15 protein-coding genes are annotated in these 13,768 nt (G+C 76.0%); all 15 read left to right on the top strand.

Features of this window, described 5'->3' with window-relative positions:
* Nucleotides 1-228: 228 nt before the first annotated feature.
* From ACN260_RS12365 to ACN260_RS12295, 15 genes are read left to right on the top strand one after another with little or no spacing between them, the layout of a single operon-like run.
* Complete coding sequence (locus ACN260_RS12365) at nucleotides 229-1,014, top strand: LppM family (lipo)protein (protein WP_422756100.1); 786 nt, start codon at nucleotides 229-231, stop codon at nucleotides 1,012-1,014.
* Nucleotides 1,011-1,355 (top strand): hypothetical protein, encoded by a 345-nt coding sequence (locus tag ACN260_RS12360; protein WP_421482384.1) that lies wholly within the window; start codon nucleotides 1,011-1,013, stop codon nucleotides 1,353-1,355. The genes ACN260_RS12365 and ACN260_RS12360 overlap by 4 nt, the downstream gene beginning before the upstream one ends.
* Before the next feature lie 11 nt (nucleotides 1,356-1,366).
* A complete protein-coding gene (locus ACN260_RS12355; protein ID WP_422756099.1) occupies nucleotides 1,367-1,975 on the top strand; it encodes a glycine zipper family protein in 609 nt (202 codons plus the stop codon).
* Entirely contained in the window at nucleotides 1,972-2,664 is a 693-nt protein-coding gene (locus tag ACN260_RS12350; protein WP_422756098.1) for a carboxypeptidase regulatory-like domain-containing protein, read from the top strand. The genes ACN260_RS12355 and ACN260_RS12350 overlap by 4 nt, the downstream gene beginning before the upstream one ends.
* 28 nt (nucleotides 2,665-2,692) lie before the next feature.
* Nucleotides 2,693-3,925: a phage tail sheath family protein gene (locus tag ACN260_RS12345; protein ID WP_422756097.1), complete on the top strand. Its 1,233-nt coding sequence runs from the start codon at nucleotides 2,693-2,695 to the stop codon at nucleotides 3,923-3,925.
* 1 nt (nucleotide 3,926) lies between these two features.
* Nucleotides 3,927-4,409: a phage tail protein gene (locus ACN260_RS12340; RefSeq protein WP_204960571.1), complete on the top strand. Its 483-nt coding sequence runs from the start codon at nucleotides 3,927-3,929 to the stop codon at nucleotides 4,407-4,409.
* The gene (locus ACN260_RS12335; RefSeq protein ID WP_422756096.1) at nucleotides 4,384-5,862 is read left to right on the top strand and encodes a hypothetical protein; all 1,479 of its coding nucleotides are present in this window, start codon (nucleotides 4,384-4,386) and stop codon (nucleotides 5,860-5,862) included. Before ACN260_RS12340 ends, ACN260_RS12335 begins: the two co-directional genes overlap by 26 nt.
* Nucleotides 5,862-6,653 carry a hypothetical protein gene (locus ACN260_RS12330; RefSeq protein WP_422756095.1) on the top strand — a complete coding sequence of 264 codons (792 nt, stop codon included), beginning with the start codon at nucleotides 5,862-5,864 and terminating at the stop codon, nucleotides 6,651-6,653. The genes ACN260_RS12335 and ACN260_RS12330 overlap by 1 nt, the downstream gene beginning before the upstream one ends.
* Complete coding sequence (locus ACN260_RS12325) at nucleotides 6,650-8,236, top strand: phage baseplate assembly protein V (protein WP_422756094.1); 1,587 nt, start codon at nucleotides 6,650-6,652, stop codon at nucleotides 8,234-8,236. The genes ACN260_RS12330 and ACN260_RS12325 overlap by 4 nt, the downstream gene beginning before the upstream one ends.
* Nucleotides 8,236-8,574, top strand: a complete 339-nt coding sequence (locus ACN260_RS12320; RefSeq protein ID WP_088647668.1) for a hypothetical protein — start codon at nucleotides 8,236-8,238, stop codon at nucleotides 8,572-8,574. Before ACN260_RS12325 ends, ACN260_RS12320 begins: the two co-directional genes overlap by 1 nt.
* Nucleotides 8,571-9,050, top strand: coding sequence for a GPW/gp25 family protein (locus ACN260_RS12315; protein WP_422756093.1), 480 nt, complete (start codon nucleotides 8,571-8,573; stop codon nucleotides 9,048-9,050). Before ACN260_RS12320 ends, ACN260_RS12315 begins: the two co-directional genes overlap by 4 nt.
* Nucleotides 9,047-11,716 carry a putative baseplate assembly protein gene (locus tag ACN260_RS12310; RefSeq protein ID WP_422756092.1) on the top strand — a complete coding sequence of 890 codons (2,670 nt, stop codon included), beginning with the start codon at nucleotides 9,047-9,049 and terminating at the stop codon, nucleotides 11,714-11,716. Before ACN260_RS12315 ends, ACN260_RS12310 begins: the two co-directional genes overlap by 4 nt.
* A complete protein-coding gene (locus ACN260_RS12305; protein ID WP_422756091.1) occupies nucleotides 11,697-12,329 on the top strand; it encodes a phage tail protein in 633 nt (210 codons plus the stop codon). Before ACN260_RS12310 ends, ACN260_RS12305 begins: the two co-directional genes overlap by 20 nt.
* The gene (locus ACN260_RS12300) at nucleotides 12,326-13,258 is read left to right on the top strand and encodes a hypothetical protein (RefSeq protein ID WP_422756090.1); all 933 of its coding nucleotides are present in this window, start codon (nucleotides 12,326-12,328) and stop codon (nucleotides 13,256-13,258) included. The genes ACN260_RS12305 and ACN260_RS12300 overlap by 4 nt, the downstream gene beginning before the upstream one ends.
* A complete protein-coding gene (locus tag ACN260_RS12295) occupies nucleotides 13,255-13,719 on the top strand; it encodes a hypothetical protein (protein WP_422756089.1) in 465 nt (154 codons plus the stop codon). Before ACN260_RS12300 ends, ACN260_RS12295 begins: the two co-directional genes overlap by 4 nt.
* Nucleotides 13,720-13,768: the final 49 nt, after the last annotated feature.

Genomic DNA, 13,768 nt, shown 5'->3' with positions numbered 1-13,768 from the left:
CGTGTTCAGCACCCGTCGCCGCCGAGATTTAACGCAGATCTAGCGGACGCCGAAATGGGGCGCGGCGATCATCCACAATGGCCGGTAATCGATGCCGACCCTTCAGGATATCGACCGGCGGACCATTTCCGTGACGGCTGGACCGATAAGCGGATCGGTAAGATCGGAGACAGCCATCTGACCGATCGCCGACTGCCCGGTGTGAAGTGGATCACACACAATGTGCCCATGAATACCGGACGCGGACGCGGCAGGTTGGCACGGCTCACGGTGTGTCTGGCCCTGCTGACCCTGCTGGCCGGATGCATGCAGCTCAACCTGGGGCTGACCGTCAACGCCGACGACACCGTCGACGGGCAACTCCTGCTCACCGCGGAGAAGTCGGTGCTCAGCAGCCGCAACAAGAACCTCGCGGTCGCCTACGCCGAACTGCGGGAGAACATCCCCGCCCTGCCCGCCGGCGAGGAAACCGTCTACGAGGACGAGCGTTTCTACGGCGCGCAGATCACTTATCGGCACACCCCGCTGAAGAACTTCACCAGCGAGAGCGTGAAGCTCGTCCGCGACGGTGATCTCTACCGGTTCAGCCTGCCGCTCGACCCCAAGAAATACGGCGGGAAGGTGGCCGAACAGGATCCCCAGAACCAACAGCGGTTCCTGCATCTCATGTCGTTCGAGATCTCGGTGACCTTTCCCGGCCGGGTGATCGATTCCAACGGCACGCTCACCGGGCGCTCGGTCACCTGGAAGGTCGTCGCCAGCGAGCCCAAACCGGCCGAGCTGCGGGCGATCGCCGAGGCCCCGCCGCGACCCACCCCGTCGGCCAGCCCGGCCGCCGCGGCCGGCACCGACGACCCGGGCGGCTTCGGATGGCTGCCGGTGACCGTGGCGGCCCTCGTGCTCCTCCTGCTGGCCGGCGGGGTCACCGCCGTCCTGCTGCGCCGTCGGGGCGGCACCGCCGCCACCCCGGCCGCCCCCGCCCGTCCCGCACCATCCGAAGGGGGATCGCCGTGAACGATCTCTTCACCTGGGCCGCCCTCGGCACCGTGGCCGGTGCCAGCGCCGCCACCCTGCTCACCGCCAACGTCATCGGTGGCCTGCTCGGCCCGGACAGCGACAGGGCCCGCAAGTGGATCGCCCTGGGCGTGGCGCTGCTCCTGTCGTACGCCACCGCGGCGTTCGCCACCGACGCGGGCGGCGAGAAGTGGCTGATCGCGTTCTTCAACGGGCTGGTCATCTTCTCCGCCGCGCTGGGCGTCAACCAGCTACCGTCCGGCAACCGGCAGCCCACCCGGGCCACCCCCGGCCAGCTCGCCCAGGGGCGGGAGCCCCGCTTCGTCCGCTCCTGGGTCTGAGGAGGCGTGTCATGGTCTACGGAATCGTCAGCGCCGCCGTCCACGTCCTGTGCGGGGCGGCGCTCGGGGTGACCACCGGTGGCCCGGTCGGCCTGCTGGTCGGCACGGTCGTCGGCCTGCTCGTCGGGGTCCCGTTCGGCTGGTCGGTCGCCGCCGCCCGGGTGTACGGCCCGGACGCCCGTGGGGTGGCCCTGTTCGTCGTCGACCACACCTGGAGCCTGCCGAACACCGCCGCCGGGGCGCTCTACCTCGCCCTGCACCTGGTCGCCGGCCACTCGCTGGACCGGCCCACCTCGCAGCACAGCTGCCGGGTCAGCCTGGTCGAGGGGGTGTCCCCGCGCTACGCCACCACCATCGGCACGGTCTGCGCCGGCGCCGGCCCCGGCATCCAACGCCACGAGGACGTGCACATCCTCCAGGCCCGGCTGCTCGGCCCGCTCTACCTGCCGCTGGTGGCGCTCAACTACGTGCTGTTCACCATCGCCCCGGTGTGGCTGCTCTGGCACGACCACGCCAACGCACCGATCAACCGGTTCACCCGGTACTTCGAGATCGGCGTCTACCCGCACGTGTGGAACGAGGCCATCGCGTACCGCATCCAGGGGACGCCGCCGCGATGACCGGCGACGGGCCGGGACCGGTCGAGGCGGCCACCGCCGAGCTGGCCGCCTGGCTGGCCGGGGCGGCCGGCGAGGACGTACCGGTCGGCCCGCCCGCCGACGGGGGCGTCGGGCTGACCCTGTGGCCGCTGGCCCTGCGGCCGGCCCGGCAGACCCGGGGCACCGGGACGCCCACGCCGTACCGGTTCACGATCCGCTACCTGGTCGCCGCCGCCGGGCCGGCCGCGCTGGCCGGGCTGGACCGGGTGCTGACCGCCGCCGCCACGGCCGGCGAACCGGAACTGGTGCTGGAGGCCGGTGACCCGGCGCTGTGGGTGACGCTGGGCGTCGCCCCCCGGCCGGCGCTGCTGGTCGACGTGCCGGCCCAGGTGACGTCCACGCCGCCGGTCGCGCCGCCCGTGCTGCATCCGCTGCGGCTGCGCCGGCTGGACCTGCGCGACCTCGTCGGCCGGGTGGTCGGCCCGCAGCAGCAACCCCTGGCGGCGCTGCGGGTGGAACTGGTCGGCACCCCGTACGCCACCCACACCGACGCGGGCGGACGGTTCCGGCTCGCCGGTGTCCCGCACGACCCGGACCACCCCGACCAGCCGGTCCGGCTGCGCCTGGTCGGCCGGGGCCGCACCCTCACCGCCGAGGTCGACCCGGCCGACGCGGACATCGTCATCGTCTGCGAACCCCCGGCCCGCTGAGCCGGGGACCGGCCGTACAGGAGGACCGATGCCCCACTACTTCTCCCCCGGCATCTACGTCGAGGAGGTGCCCAGCGCCGCCCGACCCATCGGGCCGGTCGGGATGGCCGTCGCCGCGTTCGTCGGGGTCGCGCCGAACCGCACCGCCCACGTCGACCGGGCGCTGGCCGTCACCAGCTGGTCGGAGTTCCTGCGGCTGTACGCCGACGGTGACGACCTGGAGAGCACCCCGCTGGCCCGGGCGGTCTTCGGCTTCCTCGACAACGGCGGCAGCCGCTGCTGGGTGGTCAACGTCGGCGCCGGCGGGCAGCTCACCGGCACCGGGCAGCGACGCACCGGGCTGCAACTGGTGGAGGCGATCGACGAGGTGGCCATCCTCGCCGCGCCCGGCTTCCACGACCCGGTGTCGCACGAGGCGCTGTTGAGCATGGCCGAGCGGCTGCGCACCATGGTGGCGATCTGCGACCCGCCGCCCGGCATCGAGGACATCTCGACGCTGACCCGGGTGGCCACCCCCGCGCGCGCCGGCAAGCCCGGCGACGGAAAACCGGCCGACGGCAAGGCCGGCGAGCCGGCCGACGCCGACACCGGCACCGCCCACCGGGCCCGGCAGTCCGACTACGGCACCTACTACTTCCCCTGGCTGCGGGTGCGTGACCCGCTCACCGGCGAGCTGGTGCTCACCCCGCCGAGCGGGCACATGGCCGGCATCTGGGCGCGTACCGACGCGCTGCGCGGGGTGCACAAGGCCCCCGCCAACGAGCCGGTACGCGGCGCGGTCGACCTGGAGTACCTGGTCACCCGCTCGGAACACGACGTGCTCAACCCCAGGGGGGTCAACGTCATCAGGTACTTCGCCGGGGAGGGCATCCGGGTGTGGGGGGCCCGGACCCTGGCCGCCGAGGCCAGCGAGTGGCGGTACCTCAACGTCCGCCGGCTGTCGATCTCCATCGAGCAGGCCATCGCGGGCGGCACCCGGTGGATGGTGTTCGAACCCAACGACTACTCGCTGTGGCGCTCCATCCGCCGCGACATCGGCGCGTTCCTGACCAGGGTGTGGCGCGACGGGGCGCTGCTGGGGCGCACCCCCGAGGAGGCGTTCTTCGTCAAGTGCGACGAGGAGACCAACCCGGTCGACGTCCGCGACGCCGGGATGGTGGTCGCGCACATCGGCATCGCGGTGGTCAAGCCGGCGGAGTTCGTGGTGTTCAAGCTGAGCCAGTGGGCCGGCGGCACCGACACCGAGACGATCGGAGGCTGACATGCCGACCCCGGCCACCCCGCAACCGGGCGCACCGGTCGACCCGTACCGGGCGTACCACTTCAAGCTGCTCATCAACGGCATCACCAACGGACACTTCACCGAGGTCAGCGGCCTGGAGATGACGATCGGCCGGCTGTCCTACCGGGAGGCCGGCAACGACCGGGTGCGGTCGGTCCCGGGGCAGGTCGACTACGCGCCGGTGACCCTGCACTTCGGCCTCACCCCGTCGCGGGAGCTGTGGGACTGGGTGCACGGCGCGGCGACCGGGACGGTGAGCCGCCGCAACGTGTCGGTGGTGCTGCTGGACGCCGCCGGCACCGCCGAGGTGCTGCGCTGGAACCTGATAAACGCGTGGCCGATGCGGTGGCGCGGCGCGCACCTGCACACCCTGTCCCAGGAGATCGCCATCGTGGCGCTGACCCTCGCCTACGAGGGGCTGGAGTTGGAGGACGGCAGTGCCGCGGCGTCCACGACCGCGTGACTGGCTGGCCACCCGGCTGCGGGCCGCCGCCGACGCGGTGGCCCCCGCTCCGGCCGACCCGGCCACGCCGTCCACCGTCCCCGGCGCCCGGTGGGCCGGACCGGTCCCGGCATCGCGCGGGCCGGGGCAACCGCCGGAGCACTGGCTGCGGACGGTCGCCGCGCACGCCCCCGGCCTGCTGCACGACCTGGTCGGGCCGGCCGCCGCCGACCCGCCGGGTCCGCCGCCGAGCACCGGCCCGTGGCCCGCACCCCACCCGGGGGTACGCGGACAGTCCGCCCCGGCGTCCGCCGAGCCCCCGGCGTACCCGCCCCGGACCGGTGCCCCCACCGCCGACCGGCACCCCGCACACCCGCCCGTCGAGGTGCCGCCGCCCGCCCCCAGCCCGCCGACCGGGCCGTGGGGGTCGTCGCCGGTGCCGGGCCCGGTGACCGGCACCCACCGCCCCCGACCAGCCGGCCCGGCGGCGGTCACCCCGACCGCCGCGTCGGCGGGTCACCGCGCGCACCCGACGCCGGCACCCGGCCCGGACCGGGCACCGACGCACCCGCCCCCGGCTGACCGTGCGCGCCCGCCCCACGACCCGGACCCGGCAACGGCCGACGGCCCGGACCCGGCAACGGCTGACCGCCCGGACCCGGCAACGGCTGACCGACCCGGCCCGGCGGCAGCGCGTCCCGGTCCGGGGTGGACGGTCCGTGCCGGGCTCGGGTGGCTGCTCCGACCCGGCCTGCGACGGATCATCCCGCCCCACCCACCGACGACGGAAGCCGACCCGGAGCCGGGAACGAAACCCGACCCGGGGCCCCGGACGCAGGCCGGCCCGTGGGCGGCGGAGGCGTCCGACGCCGGGGACCTGGGCACGCACCCGTCGGCCGGCGCGCGCCAGCCGACGTCCGACGTACCGCCGCCGGTCACCGGCCCGTCGGGCATCGCCCCGCCGGGGTGGCCGGACCGCGCCGGCCAGGGTCGACCGGAGCGTGCGACGGACACCGGGGCCAACGCCGGGCGACGGCCGGACGGCGGACCACGGACCGGGTGGACGGGGTCCGACGCGGCGTCGGCGGACGGCACCGGCATGGCAACCGGCGGCCCGGCCGGCGGGGACGGCACCGGTTTCGGCCCGGCGGGCGGCCCGGTCACGGGCGGTCGGCGCGGCGGCGGAACCCACCCGGGCTCCGACGGCGGAGCACGGGCGCGCGGGGCCGTCACCCGGCGGATCGCCGCGACCCGGTGGCCGCAGGACGACCCGGCCCCGGCCGGTGACCCGTGGCCGACGCTGCCCGACGTCGGCCCGACCGGGCCGGGTGACCCCGGAGCGCACGGGTCGGAGCCGGTGGTGACGTACCCGTGGCCGGCGCTGCCCGACGACGGTGGGTGGCGGTGGCCGACGGGCACCACCAGCGACGACGCCCGGTCCGCCCGGCTCGACGCCGAACAGCGGGGGTCCTGATGGAACGCGTCGCCTTCCTGGTCGACGAGTCCGGCGTACGGATCGACTGCCTGCTCAATCCGCAGACCGTGCAGGTCACCCGGGTCGCCGGGGTACGGTCGCGGGGCAGCGCGCAGGGGCGGCTCACCGGGATCGGGCTGGCCGACGACCCGCTGGCCTTCACCGGTGGCGGGCGTACCGAACTGGTGCTGGACCTGCTCTTCGACACCGACCTGGTGGAGGGGCCGACCCGGCCCGGGGACGTACGGACCCTCACCCGGCCGCTGTGGATGCTGGCCGAGAACTCCGCCGTGGTGCACGGCTGGCAACGTCCGCCGCTGGTCCGGCTGGTCTGGGGCAAGACGTGGAACGTGCCCGGGGTGGTGGTGGCCGTCGCCGAACGGTTCGACGTGTTCACCCGTACCGGCTCGCCCCGCCGCTCGTGGCTGCGGATGAAGCTGCTGCGGGTGGCCGAGTCGGCCGACGAGGCGCAGCAGGGCTTCGCCGAGGAACTGGCCGCCGCCACCCCGCCCGGGACGCCCCCGGGGCAGGCGGTGGTGGCGGCCGGGGACGGTGCGGCCACGCCCGGCTACTCCGGGGTCCGGTTCGACCTGCTCGCCCACGACGCGCTCGGCTCGCCGCTGCGCTGGCGGCTGCTCGCCGAGCACAACCGGATCACCGACCCGTTCGCCGTGCCGGCCGGCACCGCCCTCGCGGTGCCCCTGCCCGCCGCGCCGGAACCCGCCACGGCGTCGCCGGTGGGGGGCGCGGGCGGGACCGGCCCGGAGCAGGCCGACAGGGGTCCGCGGTGAGCGCCCGCCCGTCGGTGTTCCTCGACGGCGTGCCGCTGGGCGGCGTGGCGGACCGCCGTATCCGGTCGGTGCGGGTGGCCGCCCGCCTCGACCAGCCCACCCAGTGCGAGGTGGTGTACGAAGCCGACCCGGGCCCGGCCGCCCGGGGTCCGGGTCCCGGCCCGGCGGTGCCGACCGGCGCGACGCTGGCCGTCCGCCTCGGCGACGATCTGCTGTTCACCGGGGAGGTCACCTGCGTCGAGGTGGAGTACGCCGCCGACGGCACCGCCCTGTCCCGCTGGCGCGGCTACGACCTGCTGCACCGGCTGCGCAAGCGGCAGCAGCTACGGGTCTTCGAGGCGGTGACCGCCGCCGACCTGGCCCGGGAGTTGTGCGGCGCGGTCGGCCTCGACGTCGACGCCGAGGTCGACGGGCCCCGGCTGGACCGGCTGCTCCAGCACCGGCACAGCGACCTGGAGCTGCTGCGGGAGGTGACCGGCCGGGCCGGCCTGCACCTGGCCGTCGAGGGTGACCGGGTACGGCTGGTCACGTTGGACGGTCACGGCGAGCCGGTGCCGCTGACCCTGGGCCGGACGCTGAACTCGGTGCGGTTGGCCGCCAACCTCGACCGGGCCGCCGGGGGCAGCGCCGCGCTGGGCTGGCACCCGCAGCGGGCCGAGCCGCTCGGGCACCGGGTGGACGCCGCGCGCAGCGGCCGGCGGGTGCCGTTGCGTCCGGACCCGGCGGCGGTCGGCGCGGACGGCGTGCGGACCGTGGTGGACCAGCCGGTCCGCGGCGACGACGAGTTGGCCGCGCTCGCCCAGGCCGGCCTGGACGACCGGATGGCCGCGCTGGTCACCGCCGAGGGCGTCGCCGAGGGTGACCCGGCGTTGCGGCCCGGCCGTCGGGTCGCGCTGGCCGGGGTGGCCGACGACCTGGCCGGGGTGTACGTCCTCACCGAGGTGGTGCACACCGTCGACGGCAGCGGCCACCTCACCCGGTTCGCCACCGCCCCGCCGCCCTCCCCGTCGCGCGTCGCGGCCGGCGGGGCGGTGGTCACCCTCGGGGTGGTCACCGCCGTCGACGACCCGGAGCGGCTCGGCCGGGTACGGGTGCGGCTGCCCGGGTACGGCGACCTGGACGCCGGCTGGCTGGCCGTGCTCTGCCCGGGGGCCGGACGGGACAAGGGCATCGTGGCGCTGCCCGACCCGGACGACACGGTGCTGCTGGCCCTGCCGGGCGGTGACCCGGTCGCCGGGGTGGTGCTGGGCTCCCTGTTCGGCACCGTCACCCCGTACGACGCGGGGGTGGCCGACGGGCGCGCGGGCCGCTGGTCGGTGCGGACCGGCAGCGGTCAGACCATCGTGGTCGACGACGCGGCGCGGACGCTGCGGCTGGCCACCGACGCCGGCAGCTTCCTGGAGCTGACCCCCGAGCTGACCACCCTGCACGCCGCGACCGACCTGGTGCTCTCCGCACCGGGTCGGGCGCTGGTGGTGCGGGCCCGCAGCGTCGACTTCCTGCACGCCGACGCGACCGAGGACGCGGCGACCGCCCGGCAACAGGCCGGCACGCTCGCCCGCGCCCACTCCGGAGGTGCCTGATGCGCTGGATCACCCTCGACTCGCTGATCGCCTGCGACCACGACGGCCGGGTCACGAACCGGGCGTCGCAGGGCTGGCTGACCGTCGCCGGGACGCCGGTGCTGGTCGACGACGACCCGGTAGGGCGGGACATCGTGGCCTGCCCCAACTACGGGCCGACGGTCAAGCCGTGCGCGAAGACCCTCGCGGTGCGGGTCGGCTACAGCGACTGGCTGCGGGTCGACGGGCACCGGATCGTGTTGTCGCACCTGGCCGGGTTCACCGACGGCACCCCGCCGAACCTGGTCCGGCACACGGTGCACGACGCCCGGCAGCGTCTGGTGGGGGCCGACCGGTGAGGGCGTTGCGGTTCGTCGGGGCCGGCTTCGACGCCGGCCGCGCCGGGGGCCTGGCGACGACCGCGACCGGCGGGCTCGCCGTGACCGACGGCGACGAGACGGTACGCCAGGCGTTGTACCTGCTGCTGTCCACCACGCCGGGCGAGCGGCTGATGCGCCCCGGGTACGGCTCCCGGCTGCACCGGCTGGTGTTCGCGCCGAACGACGACACCACCGCCGGGCTGGCCATCCACTACGTGCGGCAGGCGATCCGCCGGTGGGAGCCCCGGATCGAGGTGATCGACGTCGACGCCGGCCCCGACCCGGACGACCCGTGGCGGCTGGTGGTCCGGCTGGACTACCGGGTGCGGGCCAGCCTCTCCCCCGGCCAGCTCGTCTTCTCCGTCGACCTGCTGCCCGCCGACGCCGACCCGCCCGCGCACCGGGCCGCTGGTCAGCCGGCGGCCGGGGGCCGGGCCGAGGGGGACGGGTCATGACGCTGCCCGTGCCGCACCTGGACGACCGCACCTTCCTCGATCTGGTCACCGAGGCCCGGGAGCGCATCCGGCAGTCCTGCCCCGGCTGGACCGACCTGTCCGCGCACGATCCGGGTATCGCCCTGGTGGAGGCGTTCGCGCACCTCACCGAGGTGATGATCTTCCGGCTGAACCAGTTGCCGGAGAAGGCGTACGTGCAGTTCCTGAACCTGCTCGGGGTCACCCGGCACGCGCCGACGGCGGCCTGGGCCGACGTGCGGTTCGTCCGGACCGGCGGTGACCGGGCGGCGGTGCGGATCCCGGCGGGCACCCGAGTCGCGGCGGCCCGGGGCATCGACCCGAGGCCCGTCGTCTTCGTCACCACCGAGCCGGCGCTGCTGCCGGCGGACGCCGACGAGGTGACCGTACGGATGCACCACTGTGAACCGGTCGAGGCGGAGCTGCTGGGCGTCGGCACCGGCCAGCCGGGGCAGGCGCTGCGGGCCGCCCGGGCGCCGCTCGCGCGTACCGCCGAGGCGCGGGACCTGCTGCTCGGGGTGGAGGTGCCGGCCGGCTCGGTGGAGCTGGGCGCGGTGGCCCGCGAGCACGAAGGGGCCACGTACGAGGTGTGGCGGCCGGTGGACAGCTTCGCCGGGGTCGGCCCGCAGGCCAAGGTCTACCTGGTGGACCGCTGCTCGGGGCTGGTCACCTTCGCCCCGGCGCTGGACCTGCGCCCGTCCGACGCCGACCCGCCCGGCCCGGCACCGGCCGACGTGGGACCGGGCGTCCCGGGGCCGGCCGGCGCACGGGCGGGCGGTGGGCCGGTCACCGTCGCGGCGGTGCCGCCGGCCGGGGCGCGGGTGCGGCTGTGGTACCGGGCCGGCGGTGGCCGGGCCGGCAACGTCGCCGCCGGCACCCTGACCACCCTGCGGGACCCGCTGCCCGGGGTACGGGCGGACAACCCGGAACCGGCAGGTGGCGGGCGGGAGCTGGAGAGCCTCGAATCGGCGCTGGTGCGGGGCCCGTACGAGTTCTTCGCCCAGCAACGCGCGGTCACCGCCCGGGACTTCGAGATCCTCGCCGCCGGCTCCGGCGGGGTGTCCCGGGCGCGGGCGTTCACCCGGGCCGCCGTCTACAGCTTCGCCCGCCCCGGCGAGGTCGAGGTGGTGCTGGTGCCGTACGTGCCGGACGAGGCCCGGCCGGGTGGCCGGTTGCCGGTGGCGGTGCTGCGCGCCCACGAGGTGGAGGAGTCCCGCCGCCGGGTGGAGGCGGACCTGGACCGGCGGCGGGCGTTGGGCACGAGCTGCCGGGCCGGCTGGGCCCGGTACAAGGCGGTGTCTATCCGGGCCCGGGTGGTGGTCCGACCGGAGGAGGACGTGGAGGCGGTCCGCCGACGCATCCACGACCGGCTGCACCGGACGCTCAGCCCGCTGCCCACCGCGTTGAACCCGACCGGCTGGGCGTTCGGTGAGCCGCTGCGCGCCTCCAACGTGTACCGGATGCTGGAGCACGCCGAGCCGGGGGTGCGCTACGTCGAGTCGGTCCGGTTCGTGGTGGACGAGGCACCCGACGCGCAGGTCCGCGCCGTCGCCGTCGACCAGTACCAGCCCGGCACCTGGTACGCCGGCCGGGGCCCGGTGCTGTTCCGCTCGTCCAACGCGGGGGTGGGCTGGGAGCCGGCGGGCCGGTTCGACGACGACGAGACGGTGGTGCGGGTCGCCCCCGCCCCGGCCCCGGTCCGTCCCGGCGTGCTGGCCCGCCCCGGCGCGGTGGCGGTGGTGACCACCCGGGCGGCGGGCGGTTCCCGGGTGCACCTGAGCACCGACCTCGGCGAGACCTGGTCGGCGTTGACCGGCCTGGACTCCCGGATCACCGACCTGGCCTGGATCGACCGGGACGGCGCGGGCGCGCTGCTGCTGGCCACCGACACCGGCCTGTACGAGGTCTCGCTGCTGCCCGGGGCGGTGCCGTTGCAGATCCTGGTCGACCCGGCCGACGCCGACCGGGGCTTCTACGCCGTCCGGGCGTTCGTCTCGGAGCGCGGTGCGCCGGGCGTGGCGGTCGCGGCGCAGGCGGGTTTCGGGGTGTACCTGTCCACCGCCGGTGGCCGCCCCGGCAGCTTCACCCACGTCGGCCTGGCCAACGTGGACAACCGGGTCCTCACCGTGCAGTACGACGGCCCGGCCACCCTGCTCTGGGCGGGCGCGGGCGAGCCGGACCCCAAGAAGCCGGGGCAGGGCTGCCACCGCACCCGGCTGTTCGAATCCGACGTGCAGTGGCAACAGGTGCAGGCCGGCTGGGTCGGCGGCACCTGCCGGGACCTCGCCTTCGTCGGCACCATGGCGGTGGCCGCCACGCAGAGCGGCGGGGTGCTGCGCCTGGACACCCTGGCCACCCAGCCGCAGTGGCAGCCGGTGGTGGTCAACTGCGGGCTGCCACTGCGCGACCGGACCCGGTTCGTGCCGGTGGACGCGATCGCCGGCAGCGCCACGGCAACGGGCGGGAACGGCCGGCTGATCCTGGCCGGCGGCGAACGCGGGGTGTTCCGCAGCGGCGACGCCGTCGACTGGGTGGCCAGCGCCAACCAGGCCACCGCCGACGTGGTGACCGTCCCCGACACCTGGCTGCTCTGCTCCGGCGAGCACGACATCGAGGTGGTGGGCCACGATGCGCCGGGCCGCGATTGAACGGCTGCTGCCGGCGGCCTACCAGCGGGCCGCCGGGCCGGGCAGCGTCCTGGCCGCCCTGCTGGACGTGATGGAGACGCTGCACGCCCCGGACGAGGCGCTGCTCGCCGACGTGGACGTGCTGTTCGACCCGTACCGCACGCCGGCCGGGTTCGCCGGCTACCTGACCCGCTGGGTGGCGATGGACCACGTGCTCGGCCCGCCCCGGCCGGACGTCCCGCCGCCGCTGCCCGTGGGCCGGCTGCGGGACCTGGTCGCGCACGGCGCGCTGCTGGCCCGCTGGCGGGGCACCCCGTACGGGATGCGGACCGCGCTGGAACTGGCCACCGGGGTCACCGGGTTCGTCCTCGACGAGCCGGCCGACCGGCCGTTCCACCTGGTCGTCCGGGTGCCGCAGGAGGCGGCCGGGCTGCTGACCGTGGTGGCCCGGATCGTCGCGGCGGAGAAGCCGGCGGCGGTGACCGCCGAGGTCGTCCTCGCCGACGCCCCACCCGCCGGGGACCGGCCCGCCGACGGTGGGCCGGTGCCGTACGGGCCGGCGGTCGGCCGCGCCACCGTGCCCGCCCCGGGCTCCCCTCCCCCGCCCGGACCGTCGCCTGAGGAGCCGCCATGACCACCGAATGGGCCGTCGTCGCCGCCGCCGAGCAGTTCACCCTCGACCCGGCCAACCGGGGCGAGCTGACCTTCACCGTCTCCAATCCGGGGGTCGCGCCGGACACCGTGGTCTTCGACGTCGCGCCGGGCGAGGGCAGCCAACGGGCCTGGTTCACGGTGGCCGAGCCGCGACGGGTGGTGCCGGGGCAGAACTCGGTGTCGTTCCTGGTCCGGCTGGCGGTGCCGGCCGGCACCCCACCCCGGCGGTACGACATGACCGGCTTCGCCTACTCGGCGAACACCGCGCCGGAGGAGAGTTCCCGCGCCAGCGGCCGGGTGACGTACGAGGTCACCGCGGTCGCCCCGCCCCGGCGGGCCCCGTGGCCGTGGATCGCGGCGGCGGTGGCGCTGGTGGTGCTGGTCGGCGCGGTGGTCGGTTACCTGCTCAGCCGCCCGGATGCCACCGCACCCCCGCCCACCGCCCGGGTGGTCATGGTGGAGGCGGAAACCCTGATCGCCGGGGCTGCGACGGAGTCACCGGCGGGTGCCGCGGTGAAGGTGGTGGAGCAGCCGGACTGCTGCGGGCTCACCTGGTCGGGTGGTCGGCAACTGTTCTTCCAGGGGCTGGCGGTGGGTGACCGGGTCAGTCTCACCGTCACCCTGCCGGCGGACGCCACCTGGTCGTTCGCCGCGTCCCGCACCACCGCGCCGGACTACGCCAACACCATCTGGCAGGTCGACGGGGTACAGGTGGGCGGCACCTTCCTCGGCTTCTCGAAGCAGCCGACGCTGCGTGCCGTCGAGGACGTCGGCACGGTCCGGCTCGGTCGGGGCGCGCACACCCTCACCCTGGTCACGGTCGGCCGGACCCAGGGCACCGAGCGGTACTTCGCCGGGGTGGACCTGGTCCGGTTCACCGAGCTGCCCGCCTCGACGGGCCGGCCGTGAGCGGCCGGCGGAAGCTGCTGCTGGTGGCGGTCGCCGTGCTGCTGGTCGCCGCGTTCGTCGGCGCGCTCGGGGTGGGCCGGGCCGGTCGCGGTGATCCGACCGACGCCGGGGCCCTGGGCTGGCTGGGCCGGCTCGGTGGGGACGGCACCGCCGTGGACCCGGCGACGGTACGGGCCGACTGCGACCGTACCGGGGACGTGCTCTCCTTCGTCGGCGGCTGCGCGCTGCGGGTGGACGACCCCGGCGGGCTGCGCACCCTGGTGCTGCGCAGCCGGGCGGCCTTCGCGGTCACCGCCCCCGCGCCCGGCGACGCCGACCTGACCGTACGCGACGACGTCACGCCCGGCGACGGGGGCGACGGGGGCGACGCCGTCGCGACGATCGCCGTCGACCGGGCCACCGAGGTCGGCCTGGGCTGCCCGGGAGGTGTGACGTGCACCGTCACCATCGCCAGCTCGTGACCCGCCGCCGGCCGGTGCCCCGGGTCGCGGTGACCCCGGTCCGGGAGGT

Origin of the sequence: Micromonospora sp. WMMD708 (genome assembly GCF_049315245.1) — a bacterium.
Classification (GTDB): domain Bacteria; phylum Actinomycetota; class Actinomycetes; order Mycobacteriales; family Micromonosporaceae; genus Micromonospora; species Micromonospora wenchangensis.
The sequence above is the reverse complement of the archived record's forward strand: the minus strand, read 5'-3'. Positions and strand labels throughout refer to the sequence as shown.

Excerpts from the sequence above, each read along its gene's own strand:
- ACN260_RS12365 (WP_422756100.1), top strand. The coding sequence starts at position 229 with ATGAATACCGGACGCGGACGCGGCAGGTTGGCACGGCTCACGGTGTGT.
- ACN260_RS12355 (WP_422756099.1), top strand. The coding sequence starts at position 1,367 with ATGGTCTACGGAATCGTCAGCGCCGCCGTCCACGTCCTGTGCGGGGCG.
- ACN260_RS12350 (WP_422756098.1), top strand. The coding sequence starts at position 1,972 with ATGACCGGCGACGGGCCGGGACCGGTCGAGGCGGCCACCGCCGAGCTG.
- ACN260_RS12345 (WP_422756097.1), top strand. The coding sequence starts at position 2,693 with ATGCCCCACTACTTCTCCCCCGGCATCTACGTCGAGGAGGTGCCCAGC.
- ACN260_RS12340 (WP_204960571.1), top strand. The coding sequence starts at position 3,927 with ATGCCGACCCCGGCCACCCCGCAACCGGGCGCACCGGTCGACCCGTAC.
- ACN260_RS12330 (WP_422756095.1), top strand. The coding sequence starts at position 5,862 with ATGGAACGCGTCGCCTTCCTGGTCGACGAGTCCGGCGTACGGATCGAC.
- ACN260_RS12320 (WP_088647668.1), top strand. The coding sequence starts at position 8,236 with ATGCGCTGGATCACCCTCGACTCGCTGATCGCCTGCGACCACGACGGC.
- ACN260_RS12310 (WP_422756092.1), top strand. The coding sequence starts at position 9,047 with ATGACGCTGCCCGTGCCGCACCTGGACGACCGCACCTTCCTCGATCTG.
- ACN260_RS12305 (WP_422756091.1), top strand. The coding sequence starts at position 11,697 with ATGCGCCGGGCCGCGATTGAACGGCTGCTGCCGGCGGCCTACCAGCGG.
- ACN260_RS12300 (WP_422756090.1), top strand. The coding sequence starts at position 12,326 with ATGACCACCGAATGGGCCGTCGTCGCCGCCGCCGAGCAGTTCACCCTC.